The 19,825-nt window shown below is 64.5% G+C and carries 21 protein-coding genes and 1 tRNA gene; 10 read left to right on the forward strand and 12 right to left on the reverse strand.

Translation table 11 applies throughout. From position 1 onward, the window contains the following. Positions 1-62 precede the first annotated feature (62 nt). Positions 63-2,510 (forward strand): DNA topoisomerase (ATP-hydrolyzing) subunit B, encoded by a 2,448-nt coding sequence (gyrB, locus tag HS053_RS12420; RefSeq protein WP_174211573.1) that lies wholly within the window; start codon positions 63-65, stop codon positions 2,508-2,510. A 70-nt stretch (positions 2,511-2,580) separates the two neighbouring features. Here gyrB and HS053_RS12425 read toward each other — a convergent pair. Then, a tRNA-Arg gene (locus HS053_RS12425) sits at positions 2,581-2,656 on the reverse strand. A 261-nt stretch (positions 2,657-2,917) separates the two neighbouring features. On the opposite strand from HS053_RS12425, the gene HS053_RS12430 reads away from it, so the two are divergent. Together HS053_RS12430 and HS053_RS12435 are read left to right on the forward strand one after the other, a co-directional pair. Beyond that, complete coding sequence (locus tag HS053_RS12430; protein WP_347233323.1) at positions 2,918-3,955, forward strand: LacI family DNA-binding transcriptional regulator; 1,038 nt, start codon at positions 2,918-2,920, stop codon at positions 3,953-3,955. A 53-nt stretch (positions 3,956-4,008) separates the two neighbouring features. After that, on the forward strand, positions 4,009-4,527 hold the full coding sequence (locus HS053_RS12435; protein WP_174211574.1) for a glutathione peroxidase: 519 nt from the start codon (positions 4,009-4,011) through the stop codon (positions 4,525-4,527). Here HS053_RS12435 and HS053_RS12440 read toward each other — a convergent pair. Continuing rightward, positions 4,524-6,527 (reverse strand): NADPH-dependent 2,4-dienoyl-CoA reductase, encoded by a 2,004-nt coding sequence (locus HS053_RS12440; protein WP_174211575.1) that lies wholly within the window; start codon positions 6,525-6,527, stop codon positions 4,524-4,526. The genes HS053_RS12435 and HS053_RS12440 overlap by 4 nt on opposite strands. 186 nt (positions 6,528-6,713) lie before the next feature. Between HS053_RS12440 and rnhA the strand changes: the two genes are divergently transcribed. Then, positions 6,714-7,169 carry a ribonuclease HI gene (rnhA, locus tag HS053_RS12445; RefSeq protein ID WP_174211576.1) on the forward strand — a complete coding sequence of 152 codons (456 nt, stop codon included), beginning with the start codon at positions 6,714-6,716 and terminating at the stop codon, positions 7,167-7,169. A 9-nt stretch (positions 7,170-7,178) separates the two neighbouring features. On the opposite strand, the gene HS053_RS12450 is transcribed toward rnhA, so the two are convergent. From HS053_RS12450 to HS053_RS12460, 3 genes are all read right to left on the reverse strand, one after another. Beyond that, positions 7,179-8,012 carry a glycosyltransferase gene (locus HS053_RS12450; protein WP_174211577.1) on the reverse strand — a complete coding sequence of 278 codons (834 nt, stop codon included), beginning with the start codon at positions 8,010-8,012 and terminating at the stop codon, positions 7,179-7,181. Continuing rightward, complete coding sequence (locus HS053_RS12455) at positions 8,009-8,824, reverse strand: hypothetical protein (protein WP_174211578.1); 816 nt, start codon at positions 8,822-8,824, stop codon at positions 8,009-8,011. The genes HS053_RS12450 and HS053_RS12455 overlap by 4 nt, the downstream gene beginning before the upstream one ends. Positions 8,825-8,896: 72 nt before the next feature. Next, positions 8,897-10,807: a glycosyltransferase family 2 protein gene (locus HS053_RS12460; RefSeq protein ID WP_347233324.1), complete on the reverse strand. Its 1,911-nt coding sequence runs from the start codon at positions 10,805-10,807 to the stop codon at positions 8,897-8,899. Between the two features lie 258 nt (positions 10,808-11,065). Between HS053_RS12460 and HS053_RS12465 the strand changes: the two genes are divergently transcribed. Together HS053_RS12465 and HS053_RS12470 are read left to right on the forward strand one after the other, a co-directional pair. Then, complete coding sequence (locus HS053_RS12465; protein ID WP_174211579.1) at positions 11,066-11,965, forward strand: hypothetical protein; 900 nt, start codon at positions 11,066-11,068, stop codon at positions 11,963-11,965. A gap of 38 nt (positions 11,966-12,003) precedes the next feature. After that, positions 12,004-12,501: a transcriptional regulator gene (locus tag HS053_RS12470; RefSeq protein WP_174211580.1), complete on the forward strand. Its 498-nt coding sequence runs from the start codon at positions 12,004-12,006 to the stop codon at positions 12,499-12,501. Here the strand turns inward: HS053_RS12470 and HS053_RS12475 are convergent. Genes HS053_RS12475 through def (HS053_RS12500) form a run of 6 tightly spaced genes read right to left on the reverse strand, consistent with a single transcriptional unit; the run spans position 12,498 to position 15,646 of the window. After that, positions 12,498-12,731, reverse strand: a complete 234-nt coding sequence (locus tag HS053_RS12475) for a GlsB/YeaQ/YmgE family stress response membrane protein (protein ID WP_174211581.1) — start codon at positions 12,729-12,731, stop codon at positions 12,498-12,500. The two genes, HS053_RS12470 and HS053_RS12475, sit on opposite strands and share 4 nt — an antisense overlap. Further along, complete coding sequence (locus HS053_RS12480; RefSeq protein WP_174211582.1) at positions 12,713-13,201, reverse strand: EVE domain-containing protein; 489 nt, start codon at positions 13,199-13,201, stop codon at positions 12,713-12,715. The genes HS053_RS12475 and HS053_RS12480 overlap by 19 nt, the downstream gene beginning before the upstream one ends. A gap of 57 nt (positions 13,202-13,258) precedes the next feature. Then, entirely contained in the window at positions 13,259-14,152 is an 894-nt protein-coding gene (gene fmt, locus HS053_RS12485; protein WP_174211583.1) for a methionyl-tRNA formyltransferase, read from the reverse strand. Then, a complete protein-coding gene (gene def / locus HS053_RS12490; RefSeq protein ID WP_174211584.1) occupies positions 14,149-14,652 on the reverse strand; it encodes a peptide deformylase in 504 nt (167 codons plus the stop codon). The genes fmt and def (HS053_RS12490) overlap by 4 nt, the downstream gene beginning before the upstream one ends. Then, entirely contained in the window at positions 14,649-15,131 is a 483-nt protein-coding gene (def, locus tag HS053_RS12495) for a peptide deformylase (protein ID WP_174211585.1), read from the reverse strand. The genes def (HS053_RS12490) and def (HS053_RS12495) overlap by 4 nt, the downstream gene beginning before the upstream one ends. Continuing rightward, positions 15,131-15,646: a peptide deformylase gene (gene def / locus HS053_RS12500; protein ID WP_174211586.1), complete on the reverse strand. Its 516-nt coding sequence runs from the start codon at positions 15,644-15,646 to the stop codon at positions 15,131-15,133. Before def (HS053_RS12500) ends, def (HS053_RS12495) begins: the two co-directional genes overlap by 1 nt. Before the next feature lie 198 nt (positions 15,647-15,844). Here def (HS053_RS12500) and HS053_RS12505 point away from each other — a divergent pair, with 198 nt between their 5' ends. Both HS053_RS12505 and HS053_RS12510 read left to right on the forward strand, forming a co-directional pair. Beyond that, on the forward strand, positions 15,845-17,017 hold the full coding sequence (locus HS053_RS12505) for a MalY/PatB family protein (protein ID WP_174211587.1): 1,173 nt from the start codon (positions 15,845-15,847) through the stop codon (positions 17,015-17,017). Next, entirely contained in the window at positions 17,014-17,544 is a 531-nt protein-coding gene (locus tag HS053_RS12510; protein ID WP_174211588.1) for a L,D-transpeptidase family protein, read from the forward strand. The genes HS053_RS12505 and HS053_RS12510 overlap by 4 nt, the downstream gene beginning before the upstream one ends. Here the strand turns inward: HS053_RS12510 and HS053_RS12515 are convergent. After that, the gene (locus HS053_RS12515; RefSeq protein ID WP_174211589.1) at positions 17,541-17,891 is read right to left on the reverse strand and encodes a hypothetical protein; all 351 of its coding nucleotides are present in this window, start codon (positions 17,889-17,891) and stop codon (positions 17,541-17,543) included. The genes HS053_RS12510 and HS053_RS12515 overlap by 4 nt on opposite strands. A gap of 178 nt (positions 17,892-18,069) precedes the next feature. On the opposite strand from HS053_RS12515, the gene cbiB reads away from it, so the two are divergent. Beyond that, positions 18,070-18,981 carry an adenosylcobinamide-phosphate synthase CbiB gene (cbiB, locus tag HS053_RS12520; protein ID WP_174211590.1) on the forward strand — a complete coding sequence of 304 codons (912 nt, stop codon included), beginning with the start codon at positions 18,070-18,072 and terminating at the stop codon, positions 18,979-18,981. Next, a complete protein-coding gene (locus HS053_RS12525; RefSeq protein ID WP_174211591.1) occupies positions 18,981-19,745 on the forward strand; it encodes a TSUP family transporter in 765 nt (254 codons plus the stop codon). Before cbiB ends, HS053_RS12525 begins: the two co-directional genes overlap by 1 nt. The last annotated feature ends 80 nt before the right edge of the window (positions 19,746-19,825 follow it).

Consider the following 19,825-nt stretch of genomic DNA (forward strand, 5'->3'; position numbering starts at 1 on the left):
GGGGGTGACATTCCCCCCCCTGTCCGCTATAAGTTGCGGGCAATATGAAGGGTTCTCCACGCATGGCCGAAGCCGCCCGCAAACCCGCCGAATACGGCGCGGATTCCATTAAGGTTCTCAAGGGGTTGGAGGCGGTTCGCAAACGCCCCGGCATGTATATCGGCGATACCGATGACGGCTCGGGCCTGCATCATATGGTCTATGAGGTTGTGGACAACGGCATTGACGAGGCGCTGGCCGGTCACGCCACCGCCGTCACGGTGATCATCCATGCCGACGACTCGGTTTCGGTGCGCGACAATGGCCGTGGCATCCCGGTGGACATCCATGCCGAAGAGGGTGTTTCCGCTGCCGAAGTGATCATGACGCAGCTTCACGCCGGCGGGAAATTCAACAACACCGACGAGGGCGGCAACGCCTACAAGGTGTCGGGCGGGTTGCATGGCGTGGGCGTTTCGGTGGTCAACGCGCTGTCGGAATGGCTGGAACTGACCGTCTGGCGCGACGAAAAGGAATACCGCGCCCGGTTCGAACATGGCGAATGCGTGGTGCATGTGCATGAGGTCGGCCCCGCCCCCGGAATGCGCGGAACCGAGGTGCGCTTTCTGGCCAGCGCCAAGACGAATATCCCCGAGGGCACCTTTTCGAACCTTGATTACAGCTTCAAGGTGCTGGAAACCCGCCTACGCGAACTGGCTTTCCTGAACTCGGGCGTGCGCATCATCATCGAGGATGCCCGCCACGCCGAACCGCTGCGCACCGAGCTTTACTATGATGGCGGCGTGAAGGAATTCGTCAAATACCTCGACCGCTCAAAGACTTCGGTGATGCCAGAGCCGATCTACATGCTGGGCGAAAAGAACGGCATCGGCGTGGAAGTGGCGATGTGGTGGAACGACAGCTACCACGAAACCGTGCTGCCCTTTACCAACAACATCCCGCAGCGCGACGGCGGCACCCATCTTGCGGGCTTTCGCGGCGCGCTGACGCGCACGATCAACAGCTATGCCCAGACCTCGGGCATTGCCAAGAAAGAAAAGGTCGATTTCACCGGCGATGATGCGCGCGAGGGGCTGACTTGCGTGCTGTCGGTCAAGGTGCCGGACCCGAAATTCTCGTCCCAGACCAAGGACAAACTGGTGTCCTCGGAGGTCCGTCCGGCGGTCGAGAATCTGGTGAACGAAAAGCTGGCCGAATGGTTTGAGGAAAACCCCGGCCCGGCCAAGATCATCGTCGGCAAGATCATCGAAGCCGCCCTGGCCCGTGAGGCCGCCCGCAAGGCGCGCGAACTGACACGCCGCAAGACTGCGCTGGACGTGGCAAGCCTGCCGGGCAAGCTGGCAGATTGCCAAGAGCGTGACCCCGCCAAGTCGGAACTGTTCCTTGTCGAGGGGGATTCGGCAGGTGGCTCGGCCAAGCAGGGGCGCAGCCGCTCCAATCAGGCGGTGCTGCCGCTGCGGGGCAAGATCCTGAACGTGGAACGCGCGCGGTTTGACCGGATGCTCGCATCGCAGGAAATCGGCACGCTCTTGACGGCGCTCGGCACCTCGATCGGTTCGGAATTCGACATTTCCAAGCTGCGCTACCACAAGATCGTCATCATGACCGATGCTGACGTGGATGGCGCGCATATCCGCACCCTGCTCTTGACCTTCCTGTTCCGTCATCTGCGGCCCCTGGTCGATGCCGGGCACGTCTATATCGCGCAGCCGCCGCTTTATAAGGTCGCGCGCGGCAAGTCCGAGGTCTACCTCAAGGATCAGGCAGCACTTGAAGATTATCTGGTGGAAATGGGTGTCGAAGGCGCCGTGCTGCGGCTGGCCGATGGCGTGGAAATCGCCGGGGCGGACCTTGCCCGGGTGATCGAGGGCGCGCGCCAGTTCCGCCGCGTGCTGGACGCTTTCCCCACCCATTACCCGCGCGGCATTCTGGAACAGGCGGCGCTGGCCGGCGCCTTTGACCCGGGCCGCGCCGATGCCGACCTGCAACTGGTGGCCGATACCGTCGCCCAGCGCCTGAACATGATCGCGGTCGAATACGAACGCGGCTGGTCCGGCCGCATCACGCAAGACCATGGCATCCGCCTTTCGCGCGTGCTGCGCGGGGTTGAGGAGTTGCGCACGCTCGACGGTGCTGTCCTGCGCTCGGGCGAGGCGCGGCGGCTGTCGCAGGTGGCTGGCCAGACCCGTGACATCTATCGCAACCCCGGTCGCCTGATCCGCAAGGACCGCGAGCAGATAGTCCATGGCCCGATTGACCTCTTGAAATCGGTACTGGCCGAGGGGGAAAAGGGCCTGACCCTGCAACGCTACAAGGGTCTGGGCGAAATGAACCCCGAGCAGCTTTGGGAAACCACACTCGACCCCGAGGCGCGCACCCTGTTGCAGGTCAAGATCGACGATCTGGCCGAGGCCGACGACATCTTCTCGAAACTGATGGGCGATGTGGTGGAACCCCGCCGCGAGTTCATCCAGCAAAACGCCTTGAGCGTCGAGAATCTCGACTTCTAGCGATTTGCACCTTTTGAAATACTCCCGCCGGAGGCATCTGCGGCCTGCGGCGGGCGCAATGCGGGAAAACTGGTGACCCCGGCGGGACTTGAACCTGCAACCTTCCCCTTAGGAGGGGGACGCTCTATCCGTTGAGCTACGGAGCCACGCGGCCTTTTTGCTTGGAAACCCGCGCCATGGCAACCGGGCAAAGCGGGCCGGCAAAAGAAAAGGGGGAGTGAATTTTGGCCCACACTCCCCCTCCGGTCTCCGTTGCGTCTGGGTTGAGAGCTTGCAGGACGCGCGGGATATGGCCAGTGCGTTGTGACACGCGGCTGTTAGCGATAACGTAGAGCAACATCCGGCATTGGACAAGCCCTGTTTCGGGCGCTAACAATTGAACATACATCACAGGCAGGCATCGCACCGTGACAAAGACCGCAGCATTCGACCCCCGGCGCCCCCTGACCCTGCGCGACGTTTCCGAAGCGTCGGGCGTCAGCGAGATGACGGTCAGCCGGGTGCTGCGCAACCGGGGCGATGTGTCGGAAGCCACCCGGGAAAAGGTGCTGGAGGCGGCGCGCACCCTTGGCTATGTGCCCAACAAGATCGCGGGCGCACTGGCCAGCCAGCGGGTCAATCTGGTGGGGGTGATCATCCCTTCGCTGTCGAACATGGTCTTCCCCGAAGTATTGACCGGCATTTCCGAAGTGCTTGAGGATACCGGCCTGCAGCCGGTGATCGGCGTCAGCAATTATTCACCCGACCGCGAAGAAGCGGTGCTGTATGAAATGCTGAGTTGGCGCCCCTCGGGTGTGATCCTCGCCGGGCTGGAGCATACGCCCGCGGCGGCGGCGATGCTGTCGCAGGCCGGTGTACCGATTGTCGAGATCATGGATATCGACGGAACCGCCGTCGATTCCGCCGTTGGCATTTCACATCGCCGCGCCGGCCGGAAGATGGCCGAGGCGATCATCGCGGCGGGCTATCGCCGCATTGCCTTCCTTGGCACCCAGATGCCGAATGACCACCGCGCCCGCAAGCGGCTTGAGGGGTTCGAGGATGCGCTGGCGCGGCAGGGTCTGGCCTTGGCGGACCGGGAATTTTATTCTGGCGGATCGGCGCTCCTGAAGGGCCGCGAGATGACCGAGGCGGTGTTGAAGCGCAGCCCGGATGTTGATTTCCTGTATTATTCCAATGATATGATCGGGGCGGGCGGCCTGCTCTACTGTCTGGATGCGGGGCTGGATGTGCCCGGTAAAATCGGGCTGGCCGGGTTCAACGGTGTGGAACTGCTCGACGGTCTGCCGCGGCGGCTGGCGACGATGGATGCCTGCCGGCTGGAGATCGGGCGCAAGGCGGCCGAGATCATCGCCGGGCGCGGCCATGGCGGGGTGATCGGCGGCGAGGTGATCGAGCTTTTCCCGACGCTGCAACCGGGCGACACCATCCGCAAGGCGCCATAGGTGATCCGTTGGCCGCGCCCCTGCGTATCCTGACCATTGCGCAGGAGAGTGCCATGCCCCTTGCCCGTTTCGCCCTTGCCTTGATCCTTGTGGCGGCGCCCGCTCTGGCCGCCGAACCCGGCTTTACCTTCCGCAGCATTGACGGAGGCAGCTATGACAGTGCCGACTGGCGCGGCAAGCCGGTGCTGGTGGTGAACACCGCCTCGCTTTGCGGTTTTGCGCCGCAACTTGCCGATCTGCAAAGCCTGTCCGATGCCTATGCCGGGCGGGCCGTGGTCCTTGCAGTGCCCTCGGACGATTTCAACCAAGAGCTTGGTTCGGAAGCCGAGGTGAAGGAATTCTGCGCCCTCAACTATGACCTGACGCTGCCGATGACCACGATCGAACATGTCGCCAAAGGCAAGCTGCATCCGTTCTATGCTTGGGTGAAGGCCGAGCATGGCTTTACCCCCGGCTGGAACTTCAACAAGGTGCTGATCGGCCCGGACGGACAGTTCATCAAGGCGTGGGGCGCGGTGACCAATCCCGGTTCGGCGGCCATCACCTCGGAAATCGACGCGCTGCTGAACTAGAGGCTGGCTGCCAGTCGTGCCCCCTGATTGATGGCGCGCTTGGCGTCCAGTTCGGCCGCAACATCGGCACCGCCAATCACATGCGCCGCGATGCCCGCCGCCGCCAGCCGGTCAGCCAGCCCGCGCTCGGGCAACTGGCCCGCGCAAAGAACCACCGTGTCGGCGGGGATCAGTTCAGGCTGGCCATCGCGGGTGATCCAGAGGCCCTCTTCGCTGATCCGGTCATAGCTGCAGCCGCCCAGCATCTTCACCCGCTTGGCCGCAAGCGCCGCCCGGTGAATCCAGCCGGTGGTCTTGCCAAGGCCGCGCCCCGGCTTTTCCGGCTTGCGCTGCAAGAGCCACACGGCGCGGGCGGGCGGCTCGGGAGCCGGGTCGGCAAGGCCGCCGGGGCTGGTGGCCGGATCGCCCACGCCCCATTCCCGCCGCCAGAGATCAGGCGCGACCGTTGGCGAATGCCCCCCGGCCACCAGAAACTCGGCCACGTCAAACCCGATACCGCCGGCACCTATCACCGCCACGCGCTTGCCCACGGGCGCGCCGCGCAGCACGTCGATATAGCTGAGTGCCCGTTCCTGCCCCGGAATGCCCGGGTCGCGCGGGGCAACGCCGGTGGCCACGATCACCTCGTCAAAGCCCTGAAGATCCCGAACATCGGCGGTCTGGCCAAGCCAGGTTGTGATGCCCAAACGGGCCACCTCGGCGCGGAACCAATCGACAAGGCCGTGAAATTCTTCCTTGCCCGGCACCTGTTTTGCAAGGTTCAACTGCCCGCCCACTTCGGCCGCCCGATCGAACAGCGTCACGGAATGGCCGCGACCGGCGGCCACCATGGCCGACATCAGGCCCGCCGGACCGGCCCCCACCACGGCAATGCGCTTGGGGGCGGCGGCAGGCGCATAGATCAGCTCCGTCTCATGGCAGGCGCGCGGGTTGACGAGGCAGGTGGTCAGCTTGCCCGCGAAAGTGTGGTCAAGGCAGGCCTGATTGCAGGCGATGCAGGGCGCGATTTCCGAAGCCCGGCCAGCAGCGGCCTTGGCGACGAAATCGGGGTCGGCAAGGAAGGGCCGCGCCATCGACACCATATCCGCCTGCCCATCGGCCAAAAGCGCCTCGGCCACCTCGGGCGTGTTGATCCGGTTCGAGGTGATGACCGGGATCGAGACTTCGGGCCGCAGCCGGGCCGTCAGATGGGCAAAGGCCGCCCGCGGAACCGAAGTGGCAATGGTCGGCACCCGCGCCTCGTGCCAGCCGATGCCGGTGTTCAGCACCGAAGCCCCCGCAGCCTCAACCGCACGGGCCAGTTGCACCACCTCGTCCCAGGTGGAGCCACTGGGGATCAGGTCGATCAGGGAAATCCGGTAGATCAGAATGGCTTCGGGACCAAGGGCGGCCCGCACCCGCCGCACCACCTCCACCGGCAGGCGCATCCGGTTTTCATAAGCGCCGCCCCAATGGTCGGTCCGGTGATTGGTATGGCGCACAAGGAACTGGTTCAGGAAATAGCCCTCTGACCCCATCACCTCCACCCCGTCATAGCCTGCGGCGCGGGCACGCGCGGCGGCGGTGGCGATATCGGCGATCTGCTTTTCGATGCCCTCTTCATCCAGCTCGCGCGGCACAAAGGGCGAGATCGGCGATTTGATGGCCGAGGCCGAAACGCAATCCTTGCCATAGGCATAGCGCCCGGCATGCAGGATCTGCATGGCAATCCGCCCGCCTTCGGCATGGACGGCATCGGTCACCCGGCGGTGATTTTCGATATCCTTGCCGCCGTGCAGACCCGAAGCGCCGGGAAAAACTCCGCCCTCGCGGTTGGGCGCCATGCCGCCCGTCACGATCAACCCCACCCCGCCGCGCGCCCGGGCCGCGTAAAAGGCCGCCACCCGGCCCCAATCGCCGGTTTCCTCAAGATTGGTGTGCATCGAGCCCATCAACACACGGTTGCGCAGGGTGATGGCGCCCAATGTCAGCGGGGCGAGCAGGTGGGGATATTGGGTCATGCGGTCCTCCGTCCGGCGACAATGCCCTGCGGCAAGGCGGGCGTCACCTGAAACGCGGCGTCATGGTCTTGTGCGACGGCGGGGGCGCGGTTAGGCAGGCGATGTCCTTGTGTCCGGCGGCAGAACCGGGGGTTTCACACCCCCGGACCCCCGTGGGATATTTGGAGACAGATGAAAGGGGCCAGAATGCCGGAGTTGTTCGCCTATACCGATGGCGCCTGTTCGGGCAATCCCGGCCCCGGTGGCTGGGGCGTGCTGATGATTGCGCGCGAAGGCGGCGCGGTTGTGCGCGAGCGGGAATTGTCCGGCGGCGAGGCACAGACCACCAACAACCGGATGGAGCTGATGGCCGCGATTTCCGCGCTTGAGGCGCTGACCAAGCCGGTCGAAATCACCATCGTCACCGACAGCGCCTATGTGAAGAATGGCGTGACGGAATGGATTCACGCCTGGAAGCGCAACGGCTGGAAAACGGCGGCACGGGCGCCAGTGAAGAATGTCGAACTGTGGCAGCGGCTGGATGCGGCGCAGGCGCGGCACAAGGTGGTCTGGCGCTGGATCAAGGGTCATGCCGGCCATGCCGAGAACGAGCGGGCCGATGCGCTGGCCCGGGCCGGGATGGCGCCGTTCAAGGCGGGTTAAGCCCGGCTTTCAAGCGTCGGGCGCCATCGTGGCAAGCTGGCCTTCGCGCTTGCGGATCTTGCGTTTGAGCGCGCGGATCACATCGCCCCGGTCGGGGGCGATATGCTGGCAGTCCTTCAGACGCTGCCGCAGCGTGGCAAGGTCGATCTCAAAATTGCGTCGGGTTTCCTCTTCGCCTTCGCCGCGGTCAAAAGACAGGCCGATGCCGCGGCGATAGCGCAGCAAACGGTCGTTCACATAGCCGACATCCCCCAGAAGCCGGGCGCGGAAGTAGAACACCCGATCCTCGAACAGCCCGGTTTCGGTGATCGGGCCAAAGGCGCGGACCAGACGCGCATCCCAGGCACAGGAGGCGCCGATGCAGTTGTTCTTGGTTGTCGCCACCTCGTCCAGCGGTTTGGCCGCCAGATGGTCATGGCGCCCGCGTTCACGCTGACGCGGCAGGGGGGCACCATCGGGGCCAATGTCGGTGACATTGGAATGGACCAGTGCCGGGCGCCCGGCGGCCCAGACTGCGTGAAGGCGGGCGACGCGATCCGGCTCTGACAGGTCATCACCGGCGTTGTAGACGATCAGCTCCCCCCCCGCCAATTCGAAGACTCGGTTGATATGGCCGATCAACCCAAGATTGGCCGGGTTGCGGTTCAGCGTGATCCGGTGCGGCCCGGAATAGGCTGCCGCCATGTCTTGCATCACCGCAAAACTGCCATCGGGCGAGGCATCGTCCGACAGCAAGATCTCAAGCGGCTGATAGGTCTGGGCAAAGGCGGCCGCGATGGTCTCGCGCAGCAGGCCCTCTTGCCGCCACGCCATCACGACCAGCGTGACCAGCGTGCCGGTCACTCTTCCAGCGCCTCTTCCGGTTTCACCCCGATCACCTCACACATCCGCGCCGCATAAGAGCCGGGCATCGGCGCATTCTTGCGCCACCAAGGCCGGGTGCCGTTGGTGTAAAGGTGAACCGACAGCGTGCTGTCGGTGAAATGCCCTTCAACGTTGCAATGCGGATCATAGAACACATCGTTCAACTGGAACGGCACCGGGTAGAGATAGTCATAGGTCAGCGCCTTGTCGAAATCGCCGGTCTGCTGGGCAAACCAGGTGAAGGCTTGCGGGCCAAAGGCGGTGCGTTCGGCATTGTAGATGCGGACGGCTTGCGGCAGGTGCGCCTCTTGTTTTTCGATGCGCTTGCGTTGCTGCTTGTTGAACCAGGCCGGGGCGGCGGGCAGGTTTTCATAGTAATCAAGCAGTTGCGCCATCAACTCGCCCTTCGGCGGGATATAGACCACGCCACAGTTCAGCGCCCCGCGAAAGCCATGCCCGGCATAGATGTTCTGCATCTCATCCGGGAAGGGTTTGTGGCAATAGGCGTCACAGTCGATCCAGACGGCATCGGTGGCCTGGATCATCTTGTAGCGGAAAACGTTCGACAGGAAGGATTCCGAAGTCTGACGGACAATATCCATGTCGATCGCCATGATATCGGTCGCCGGTTTGACGATCACCCCTTCGGGGACGTTCGATACTTTGTCGGTGCAATAAAGCGTGGTCGGATGCCCGGCGCGGACATGGGACAAGAGGCACAACTGGTTAAGGTAGTGCAGCTTCTCGCCGATCCAGAGCGAGGCGACGGGGCGGCGGACGGGGGTGGACATGGGAACTCCTGCCTCAGGCGTTATTGTTTCTTTTCAGTGGACAATGCCGAAGCGGTCCGGCTCTGTCCAGCGTCACTCGGGCGCGTCGCCGCTGTCGCCATCGTCACTCAGATGCCAGACCCGCGCCTGCACCGGGGCGAAACTGTCATCGGGCCGATAGCCGAGACCGGAAAGCAATGCGCCAACCCCGCCCAACTCGCGGTGCCATGCCACCAGCAGACGGCCATGCAGCACGATCAGTTTCGGCACGGGCAGCGGCAACGCGGGCAAAAGCCGCGTCAGAACCTCGGGCGCAAGGCGCGGGTCGGACAGGATCAGCAGGTCGGGCTTCTGCGCGGTGATCAGCGCCGCCGCATCGCTGGCTGCATCGGCGCCCAGCGGTTGCTCGGACAGCGCGAAACGATCCGACAGGCTGCGCCCGCTGGCCGCACAGACCCGCCGCAGGATCAGGGCAAGTCCCGCATCCTCCTCTTGCAGCGTCACCCGCAGGTCGGCGCGGGTATTGGCCAGATTGACCCCCTGAAATCCCGCGCCTGCGCCGATTTCCAGCACCCGCGCCGCCTTGGGCGCGATCTGCGGCAGCTTGCGCGCCAGAACCCGGTCGAACTTGCCCTTGGCGATCTGGTCCAGCGCCTGCGCGGTGAAGACGCGGAAATCCAGCGGCAGTTTCACCGCATGGTTCGCCACATAATCCATCGGCAAATCCGCCGTCACCTCCAGCGGACCGGCCAGATAATGCACCTCGGGCAGCGGCTCTTTCGGTTCCTTGAGCTTTTCCTTGCGCTCGGCCTTGGCCTTTTCGCCACGCAGCTTTTCCACATCCGACATCAGCGCCGCGATCTTGTCCTTGTCGCGCGCCACAGGCGGCTTGGCGACGATCTGCGACAGCGGCACAGCCGAAGCCTTGGCCAGATCGGCGACAAGCTGATGATAGGCTTCGGTCTGGCGCAATTCCGCAAGCCGCGCTTCGGCCCGGGCGACGGCGGCATGGTGCAGCCGTTGCAGCACCGGGTCTTGCAGAAGCTGGGCGATCAGCGCATCGCGGCGGGGTTTGTAGCGCAGCATCGTGTCGTCGCGCACCTCGTTACGGTCCTGCAAGCTCCAGTAATCGCTGTTGTATTTGTCTTTCTTGTTATTGACGTTGCCCCGCATCTTGCGGATGGCATAGCTGTCAACCGACTTCACCGCATAGTGGTTCAACTGCACCCAGTCATAGCCCACCGTCCGGGTGATCGACCGCCAGCCGCGAAACTTGAAGTAGTCCTCCATCTCACGGCCCGACCCGTTCAGCCATTTGATCTGATCGGGGTAGTCGGTCTTGATCCATTTCGACTTCATCTTGGGCCGGTGGATGCCCAGCTTCCAATGGTCGGGGTCGAACTGGAACAGGGTTTTGACGCCCCATCCCTTGTTCCAGCTTTGCGGCGCGGCCAGCAGATATTGCTCGGTCACCGGGGCGCGGCTCCACTCCACCACCCCGCCTGAACCGAAAATCCGCCAGGTCACCACAATGCCATTGGCGCCTTGTGCCTTGGTTGCCGTCAACAGATCGTCCAGCGTGCCATCGCCGTAGCGGATCGACAGGAATTCGTCGGCGTCAAACACCATCACCCAGTCGGACAGACCCGCCACCGGCTCCTCCTGCGCATAGTTCAGCGCCGAGGGTTGCGGCCGGATGCCTTCGGGAATCACATTGCGGCGGTGGTGGCACAGACCCAGCTCTTCCAGCCGGATCAGCATGTCATCGGTGCCATCCGAACAATCGTTCGTATAGACCACAAGATCGGTGAACCCCACCGCCAGATGATGCGCCACCCATTCGATGACAAAGGGCCCTTCGTCCTTCATCATCGACACGGCCGTCACCTGCCCATGCGGGCTGATATGGCGTTTCAGCGGGAAATCGACGGTGCCCCAGAGCGGCGCCGCGCCGCGCGGGCGGTCCTGCTCTGCGGTCAGGGATTTGCGCTTTGCCTGTGCCACCACTTGCCCTTTGGACGGCCCGTTGTTTCCATTCTGCACCCGACCCCGAGCCTGATCCGGCGCTTTGCGCGATCTTAGCGGGCCTCGCAGGCCGGCAGCAAGGCTGTTCCCACAGGAACCCCGGCCCTCCCCCGGCGTTTCGCGCTGCTTTTGTTGCAATTTTGGCGACATTCGCCGCGGCGGCCCCGCTTTCCCGGTGACAGCCCCGCCCGCCCCCGGCATAGTCGGGCCAGCATTCGTTTCAGCCTGCAAGGTTCCATGTCGCCGCGCCTGACCGTCTTCTTCATCGTCGAGCCGCCGCGCTTTGACCTGATGGCCTGCCATCTGGCCGCTTCGCTGCGCGAACAGTTCGGCGATACGGTGGCCTTGGTCGGTTACTGCCCCGACACCAAGATCGACCTTATCTCGCCCGAGGTGATCGAGGTGCTGCGGCGAATGGGCTGCGAGGTGCGGCCCTTCAAGGTCGAGGGCCGCTTCACCCCCGAATATCCCCATGGCAACAAGCTCCTGGCCACGCTGGAACCCCGTGACACCGAGTTTTCCGCCTTTTTCGACAGCGACATCCTGTGCCTGCGCCCCAATGCGGTGGAGAATATCGTGAAAGAGGGGCATGTCAGCCTGACCCCGGCCGCTTCGATGGTCTGGGGCAATTCGCAGACATGGGAGATGATCTATGCCGCCTGCGGTATGGAGGTGCCCGAAGACCGCATCCGCCTGATGCGCCAATCTGGCAAACGCGAGCGTATCCCCTATTTCTCTTCGGGCCTTTTCACCTTCCCCGAACAGCACCGCAATGACGCGGGCAAGAGTTTCCCCGAGGTCTGGATGGAGATGGCGCAGATGCTGGACGCCAACCCCGATGTGCCCGGCCGCCGCCCCTATCTTGACCAGATCAGCCTGCCTCTGGCCATTCAGCGCGCCGGGCTGAAATGGAATATCCTGCCCGAGGAGCAGCACTATATCCTTGGCGGGTCGCTGCGGGGCGAACCCCTGCCAAGCGACCGCGAGATTTTCACCATCCATTACCGCAAATGGGAAATCATCAGGGAAATCGGCCTGTCAAAGACCGGCAAGGACATGCTGGAACGTCACGCCGGGGTGCGGCGGATTGACCATGTGGCGCGCAAGAACAAGGATCGCGGCGACCACGCGGCATGAGCGCTTGAAATAACCGAATATTCGGTCATCCTTGCGCCATGTCCCGCACCCGCACCCTGCCCGATACGGAAATCTATGCTCAGGTTCTGACCGCGCTTGAAACGCACGGCGAAAAATCCGTCAGTTTCGGCAATCTGTCTCGGGCCACGGGCCTTGCGCCGGCGACCCTTGCACAGCGCTATGGCAGCGTGGACGGAATGCTGCGCGCGGCCCTCACCTCCGAATGGGCGCGGCTGACAGAGGCGCTGGAAACAGCGGTGCTTGATACGTCAAAGGGCGCTCAGGGCCTCTTGAAAACGCTGCCCTGCCCCAGTGCCGCCGTTCTGGCCAGCAGCCTGCGCGACCCCGAGTTGCGTGCCCAAGCAGCTGATTGGCGGGCCCGGGTCGAGGCGCTGCTTTCGGTCCGGCGCGGCGGCGGCCCGAAAGGCGCCGAGGCCGCCGCGCTGATCTTTGCCGCATGGCAGGGGCGTCAGATGTGGGAGGCCGCTGGCGGCAAAAGCTTCCGCCTTGCCGAAGTGATCAAACGGCTGGGTTAGCGCGCGAACCGCCGCCACAGCCAGATCAGCAAAAGCGCGCCCATCACCGCGCCGACGAATCCGGCCATCCAGCCTGCCATCATCAACAGCGCCCGCAGGGCAAAGCCACCCAGAAGCGCGCCCGCCACCCCGATGACGATGGTGGTCGGTATATCCGCCTCCCAGCGCATCAGCCGGGTTGCCAGAAACCCAGCCGCCGCGCCGACGATGATCAGAAGGACGATGCCCATTGCCCGGTCTCCGCTGCTTCCCCCGCAATATGGGGGCTTGCGGCGGCATTTGGAATGCCCTGCATCGCGCGGGCGATCACTGCAAAATCGCGGCGGCTGATCTCGCGGTGGCCATAGCGGAACACCATGCCCCAACCCGCCTGCCCGCGCGTCAGGTCAAGCTGTTCAAGCAGCGGGCGGATCGGCGCCGGCGGCAGATCCTGCCAGATCACCTGCCGCCGCCACGGCACAAAGCCACCCCCCATGTCATGCTGCCACGCCGCCCCTTCGGCAACCCGGCCGATGGCGGTAAAGGCCATCACCGGCGCACCGCCCTGCCGGCTGTCGCGCGGCGAATAGATCACCACGCCGTCGCCCGGCATCATCCGCCCCAAGGGCGCCACCTTGCCATGGCAGGCTTGCACGATCCCTTCGCCCCGCCCCCGCGCCGCATGATCGGCCGAGGCGGTCACCACCCAATAGCGTTCCATAAGACCCTCCGTTTCCCGATGAGTCTAACGTCATGCCCCTGTCAGAACCTGTCAGGATCAGCCCAGAACCGGCGGCAATTGCAGGCCGTTCAGGATGTCGCGCGCCGGTGCGGGCCGCTTGCCCTCGCGTTGCGCCTCGGTCACCTCGACCGCGCCATGGCCGCAGGCCACTGTAAAACCATGCAGCACCTGCCCCGGGGTGCCCTGTCCCTCGACCAGGCGGGAGCGGAGCAGCTTCACCCGCTCGCCGCGGATCTCGCACCAAGCGCCGGGAAAAGGCGACAGACCGCGGATTTGCCGGTCCACCTCAACCGCGGGGCGGCTCCAGTCGATCCGCGCCTCGGCCTTGTCGATCTTGGCGGCATAGGTCACGCCCGCCTCGGCCTGCGGCACCGCAGGCAAGGGCAGCGCGGCCAGCGCCCGCAGAATGGCCGCAGCACCCAGCGCCGAAAGCCGGTCATGCAATTCCGCCGTGGTCTCTTCGGCGCCGATCCGCACCGCCTCGCGCAACAGCACCGGCCCGGTATCCAGCCCCGCCTCCATCTGCATGATGCAGATGCCGGTTTCGGCATCCCCCGCCATGATCGCGCGGTGGATCGGCGCCGCCCCGCGCCAGCCCGGCAGCAGGCTGGCATGGATGTTCAGGCAGCCAAGGCGCGGCGCATCCAGAACCACCTGCGGCAGGATCAGCCCATAGGCCACCACCACCGCCACATCGGCGTTCAGCGCGGCGAATTCCGCCTGCACCGCGCCGTCGCGCAGGCTGACCGGATGGCGCACCGGCAGGCCCAGTTGCAAGGCGCGGGCGTGAACCGCCGTCGGCCTGTCGGCCTTGCCCCGCCCGGCCGGGCGCGGCGGCTGGCAATAGACGGCGACAACCTCATGGGCGGCATGAAGCGCCTCAAGCACCGGAACCGAAAACTCCGGCGAGCCCATGAAGACCACTCTCATCCGCGCTTCCTGACCTTTTCCGCCTTGGCAATCAGCATCTTGCGTTTCAGGGGCGAGAGGTGGTCGAAATACATCTTCCCCGCCAGATGGTCGATCTGATGCTGCACCGAGGTCGCCCAGAGGTTCACGAAATCCCGTTCCTCCAGCACGCCTGCCGCATTCAGGAACCGCACCGTCACCGCCCGGGGCCGCCGGATCACCGCCGAGACGCCTGGCAGGTTCGGGCTGGCCTCTTCATGTTCGCGGAACTGGACCGAGGCGTGCAACACCTCGGGGTTGGCCATCAGCACCGCCTCGCCCCGGGCCTCGGAGCAATCGACCACGGCCAGCCGCAGCGGCACGCCGATCTGCACCGCGGCCAGACCATAGCCCGGCATCGCCTCCATCGTGTCCACCATATCGGCCCAGACCGCACGCACCGCATCGGTGATTTCGGCGACATCGGCAGCGGGTTGGCGCAGAACCTGCGCGGGCCATGGCAGACAAGGGCGGGCGGTCATTGCAAAGCCTCTTCGGCGGCGGCCCGTTCGGCCGGGGAAATCCGGTCCAGCGTCAGGATACCGTCCAGATGGTCATATTCATGCTGGGCACAGATTGCGGCAAATCCGGTCAGGGTTTCTTCCCGCGCCGCGCCATCCAGATCGCTCCACCGCAGACGGATTTCCTTCGCCCGCTCAACCCGCGTGGTCACCCCGGGCAGCGACAGGCAGCCCTCTTCACCCCAGACCCGTTGCGGCGCGCGCCATGTGATCAGGGGGTTCACCATGACCTGCGGCGCCCGGACGCCCTGTTTCCATGTCGCATCCATCACGAACAGCCGCAGCAAAACTCCCACCTGCGGCGCAGCAAGCCCGCGCCCCGGTGCGGCATACATGGTTTCCAGCATATCCGCCGCCAGCGCCGCAACATCGCCCGTGACCGGGGCACAGCGCGTCTCAAGCCGCTCATCCGGCCAGCGCAGGATCGGCAAAACCGCCATCAGCCCTGCCGCGCCCGCTCACGCTTGAGCTTTTCCATCTTGCGCGTGATCATCTGCCGCTTTAGCGGGCCGAGATAGTCGATGAAAAGCTTGCCTTCCAGATGGTCGATCTCATGCTGCACGCAGGTCGCCCAGAGGCCGGAAAACTCCCGCTCCTGCTGCGTGCCGTCCAAGGCGATCCACTCCACCCGCACCAAGGCCGGGCGCTTTACCTCGGCATATTGATCGGGGATCGACAGGCACCCCTCCTCATAGGTGGTCACATCTTCCGAAGCCCAGACCACACGGGGGTTGATCAGCACCACAGGCTCAGGCGGGCCATCCTTGATGCAATCCATCACGATCAGGCGCTTGGTGACACCGACCTGCGGCGCGGCAAGGCCGACGCCCGGCGCATCATACATTGTTTCCAGCATATCCGCCGCCAGATCGCGGATTTCGGGCGTGATCTCGCCCACAGCCTCGCAAGGCTTCTTGAGGCGCGGGTCGGGATGGATGAGGATGGGCCGGATCATATCGGCGATTTACGGCGCCAAGGGGTTTGGCGCAAGAGGAAGGCACCGGCACGGCGCGAAGACCATTATCCGAACAGACTTCCTGATCTGAACACAAAATCGGCATGATGTTCCGATTTTTCGATCAAATCAGGAATGACTTCCCGACAACCATGATATAATCAGAACAAACGACGCGACACCACAGGCAGGATCACCATGGATTTCGACACTCCGATCAACCGTTTCGGCACCCATTCCGTGAAATGGGATTCGATGGAGGGCCTCTATGGCGTGCCCGCCTCGGACGGGATCGCAATGTGGGTTGCCGATATGGATTTCCGCCCGCCAGCCTGCGTGCAGCGCACGCTGGAAGGGATGCTGGCCCATGGCGTCTATGGCTATTACGGCGAGGATGGCGCCTATCTTGACGCGATCCGCTGGTGGATGGCCGAACGGCACGGCTGGTCTGTCGAACGTGAACAGGTGTTCACCACGCATGGTCTGGTCAACGGCACCGCCATGTGCATCGACAGTTTTTCCAAACCGGGTGACCGGATCGTGCTGACTACGCCGGTCTATCACGCCTTCGCACGCATCATCAAAGCGGCGGGGCGTGAAGTGGCCGAAATGCCGCTTGCCAATGTGAACGGTCGTTATGAAATGGATTTTGCCGCATGGGATGCGGCGATGACCGGCCGCGAAACCATGATGATCCTCTGCTCGCCACACAATCCGGGCGGTCGGGTCTGGACCGCGGCCGAGTTGCGGGGCGTGGCTGATTTTGCCAAGCGCCACAACCTGATCCTTGTGTCGGATGAAATCCACCACGATCTGGTGATGCCGGGCCACAAGCATATCCCGATGACGCTGGCCGCACCCGATATCGCCGACCGTCTGGTGATGATGACGGCCACGACCAAGACCTTCAACATCGCAGGCGCCCATTCCGGCAATGTGATCATCGCCGATCCGCTGCTGCGCAAACGCTTTGCCGATCGCATGATGGCAATGGGCGTTTCGCCCAACAGCTTTGGCCTTTTCATGGCCACTGCCGCCTATTCCCCCGAAGGTGCCGCCTGGGTCGATGCACTGACCACCTATCTTGACGGCAACCGCAAGCTCTTCGATGCCGGGATCGCCGGTATTCCGGGCCTTGCCTCGATGCCGCTTGAGGCGACCTATCTGGCTTGGGTCGATTTCGCCGGCACCGGCATGACGCAGGCCGAATTCATTGAACGCGTGCAGAAAGGCGCCCGCATCGCCACCAACCATGGCAGCGCCTTCGGCACGGGCGGGGAAAGCTTCCTGCGTTTCAACCTCGCTACACCTCGGGCCACTGTCGCGCGGGCGGTGGAACGGCTGCAAAAGGCCTTCGCCGATCTGCAATGAGGCGGCTGGCGCAGATTTTTGCGACGCTCGCCCTGCTGGCCGTGACCGGGCTGGGGCTTGCGGCGTTATATCTGCGCCCGGCCCCGATGCCCCTGCCGCCGCTGACCGGCCAGATCGAAAGGATCGTGATCGAAAAGGCGGCGCGGCGGATGGTTCTGGTCCAAAATGGAATAATCGTTCGGGAATACAGCATCGCCCTTGGTTTCGCTCCGCAGGGCGACAAAAGCCGTCAGGGCGACGGCCGCACGCCCGAGGGGGTTTTCCGCATCGACCGGCGCAATGATCGGTCGGCCTATCACCTGTCGCTCGGCCTTGATTACCCCCGCCCGCAGGATCGCGCCCGCGCGGCGGCGGGCGGGTTTGACCCCGGCGGCGACATTATGATTCATGGCCAGCCCAATGCGCTGCCCGATACGGCGGTGCTGAAAGGCGACTGGACGGCGGGCTGTATCGCCGTCTCGAATGCCGAAATGCGTGAAATCTGGGCCGTGACCGCAACGGGAACCGAGGTGGAGATTCGCCCCTAGGCTTTGGGCAGATAGCCCACCGGGGCGTTTTCATCCCGCCAATAGTCCAACGCGGGTTTTTCCGTCACCGCCGTTGCCCGCTTGAAGCTGCAAACCAGCTCGCCCCCCTCAACCTCCGAGGCGATGATCAGGCATTGCAGCACATGCCGCGCGCCGTCGAACACATCGACCAGACCGCGCAGATGGCTGATGGCCCCGGCCTCAAGCGCCATGCCATCCACCCAAAGCCGCAAGATGGGATGCTCCACCTCACCCACCCGCAGGCGCAGCCGCGAGCGGCGCCTTGCCCGGCTGACCTGAGCGGCATGAAGCCCGTCGCTGATCTCTTTCGGCAGGAATTCCAGCATGATCGCCTCCCTGACCCTATCCTGTCGCAGGAAAAGGTTAACACCATGACAGCCAAGCACATGTTGCCGAAATGCTGTGCGCACGTTGCATCTATGCAACAAAATCGTGCAGCAGCCCCTGTTGCCTTTGGCCGCCGGATCGGCTTTCACTCCCGCGCCGCTGCCAAGGAATGCGCCGATGACCGCCCTTCTGCTGATCCCCGCGATGATTCTCGACGCAGCCCTTGGCGAGCCGCGCAGCATCTGGAGCCGCTGGCCGCATCCCGCCGTGCTGATGGGCCGGCTGATCGCGGCGCTGGATCAGCGTTTCAACCGCGGGGATCAGCGGCGGGCGCGGGGCATCGCGGTGATGGCCGCGCTGGCGCTGGCGGCGATTGCGCTGGGGATGGCGATTGCCGCCCTGCCGGGGGGATGGGCGCTGCAAATCGTGGTGGCCGCGGTCCTTCTGGCACAGAAAAGCCTTGTGCAGCATGTGCAGGCGGTCGGCGACGCGCTGCGCCTGTCACTGGGTGACGGGCAGCGGGCCGTGGCGATGATCGTCGGGCGCGATACCGCCGTGCTGGATCGTTCGGGCGTGGCGCGTTCGGCCATCGAAAGTGCAGCCGAGAATTTCTCGGACGGGGTGATTGCCCCGGCCTTCTGGTTTCTGATCGGTGGGCTGCCGGGGCTTTTGCTTTGCAAGATCACCAACACCGCCGACAGCATGATCGGCCACCGCACCCCCCGGCATGAAGAGTTCGGCTGGGCCGCCGCCCGGTTCGACGACCTCTTGAACCTGATCCCGGCGCGGTTGTCGGCACTGCTGCTGGCCCTTAGCCATGGCTGGACCGATCCGCGCCCGATCCTGCGCGATGCGCCGCTGCACCGTTCGCCCAATGCCGGCTGGCCCGAGGCGGCGATGGCCATGGTGCTGGACGTGGCGATTGCCGGCCCGCGCAGCTATCACGGCAAGCTGACCGATTACCCCTGGGTCTGGCCTGAGGGACGGCATGACCTGAACCCCGATGACATCGACCGCACGGTCGCGGCGCTTTGGCGCGGCTGGCTGGCAATGCTGGCGCTGACCGCCATCGTGGCGGTTGTCGTCTGATGTTTGAGGTTGCAACCGAACTGGCGCTGATCCTGATGGCCGCCGCTTTTCTGGCGGGCTTTGTCGATGCCATTGCCGGGGGTGGCGGACTGATCACCGTGCCGGTGCTGCTGTTGTCCGGCGCCCCGCCGGTGGTGGCGCTGGCCACCAACAAGTTGCAGGGCACCTTCGGCGCAGCCACCGCAACGCTGGCCTATGCGCGCGCCGGGCAGGTCCGGCTGGCCGATCAATGGTCCATGGCGCTGGTCGCGGCAGGGGCGGGAGCCGGGGGCGCCCTAATCGCCCATCAGGTGCCCGCCGATGTCCTGCGGCTGATCATGCCGGTGGTTCTGGTGGCCATCGCGGCCTTTTTCGCGCTGAAACCGGGGCTGACCGACGCCGACCGGGTGCAGCGCATGGCGCCGGGGCTGTTCACGGTGACCGCCGTGCCACTGATTGCCGCTTATGACGGGTTCTTCGGGCCGGGCACCGGCAGCTTCTTCATGCTGGCTTTCGTGATGCTGGCAGGCTTCGGCGTGCTGAAGGCAACGGCGCATACCAAATTGCTGAACTTCGCCTCCAATCTCGGCTCACTGGTGGTCTTCGCTCTGGGCGGCGCGATCTGGTGGAAGCTGGGGCTGGTCATGGCCGTGGCACAGGTCGCGGGGGCGGCACTGGGCGCCCGGCTGGCGATGCGGGTGGGGGCACGGCTGATCAAGCCGCTGCTGGTGGTGACATCCTCGGCCCTTGCGGCGCGGCTGATCTGGCAGGTTTGGGCGGCATAGCGGGGATGGGCAGATTGCCCATCCTACGGAGCAGGTTGTGCATGTGTTGCGTAGGATGGGCAATCTGCCCATCCTCCCCG

Source organism: Tabrizicola fusiformis, from assembly GCF_013328815.1.
Classification (GTDB): domain Bacteria; phylum Pseudomonadota; class Alphaproteobacteria; order Rhodobacterales; family Rhodobacteraceae; genus Fuscibacter.

Bases quoted from the DNA above. Each gene is read 5' to 3' on its own strand.
- HS053_RS12455 (WP_174211578.1), bottom strand. From the start codon at position 8,824: ATGTCCACCCCCGTCCGCCGCCCCGTCGCCTCGCTCTGGATCGGCGAG.
- HS053_RS12525 (WP_174211591.1), top strand. From the start codon at position 18,981: ATGTTTGAGGTTGCAACCGAACTGGCGCTGATCCTGATGGCCGCCGCT.
- rnhA (WP_174211576.1), top strand. From the start codon at position 6,714: ATGCCGGAGTTGTTCGCCTATACCGATGGCGCCTGTTCGGGCAATCCC.
- cbiB (WP_174211590.1), top strand. From the start codon at position 18,070: ATGACCGCCCTTCTGCTGATCCCCGCGATGATTCTCGACGCAGCCCTT.
- HS053_RS12515 (WP_174211589.1), bottom strand. From the start codon at position 17,891: ATGCTGGAATTCCTGCCGAAAGAGATCAGCGACGGGCTTCATGCCGCT.
- gyrB (WP_174211573.1), top strand. From the start codon at position 63: ATGGCCGAAGCCGCCCGCAAACCCGCCGAATACGGCGCGGATTCCATT.
- HS053_RS12435 (WP_174211574.1), top strand. From the start codon at position 4,009: ATGCCCCTTGCCCGTTTCGCCCTTGCCTTGATCCTTGTGGCGGCGCCC.
- def (WP_174211585.1), bottom strand. From the start codon at position 15,131: ATGGCGGTTTTGCCGATCCTGCGCTGGCCGGATGAGCGGCTTGAGACG.
- HS053_RS12440 (WP_174211575.1), bottom strand. From the start codon at position 6,527: ATGACCCAATATCCCCACCTGCTCGCCCCGCTGACATTGGGCGCCATC.
- HS053_RS12470 (WP_174211580.1), top strand. From the start codon at position 12,004: ATGTCCCGCACCCGCACCCTGCCCGATACGGAAATCTATGCTCAGGTT.
- def (WP_174211586.1), bottom strand. From the start codon at position 15,646: ATGATCCGGCCCATCCTCATCCATCCCGACCCGCGCCTCAAGAAGCCT.
- fmt (WP_174211583.1), bottom strand. From the start codon at position 14,152: ATGAGAGTGGTCTTCATGGGCTCGCCGGAGTTTTCGGTTCCGGTGCTT.
- HS053_RS12505 (WP_174211587.1), top strand. From the start codon at position 15,845: ATGGATTTCGACACTCCGATCAACCGTTTCGGCACCCATTCCGTGAAA.
- HS053_RS12510 (WP_174211588.1), top strand. From the start codon at position 17,014: ATGAGGCGGCTGGCGCAGATTTTTGCGACGCTCGCCCTGCTGGCCGTG.
- HS053_RS12480 (WP_174211582.1), bottom strand. From the start codon at position 13,201: ATGGAACGCTATTGGGTGGTGACCGCCTCGGCCGATCATGCGGCGCGG.
- def (WP_174211584.1), bottom strand. From the start codon at position 14,652: ATGACCGCCCGCCCTTGTCTGCCATGGCCCGCGCAGGTTCTGCGCCAA.
- HS053_RS12475 (WP_174211581.1), bottom strand. From the start codon at position 12,731: ATGGGCATCGTCCTTCTGATCATCGTCGGCGCGGCGGCTGGGTTTCTG.
- HS053_RS12465 (WP_174211579.1), top strand. From the start codon at position 11,066: ATGTCGCCGCGCCTGACCGTCTTCTTCATCGTCGAGCCGCCGCGCTTT.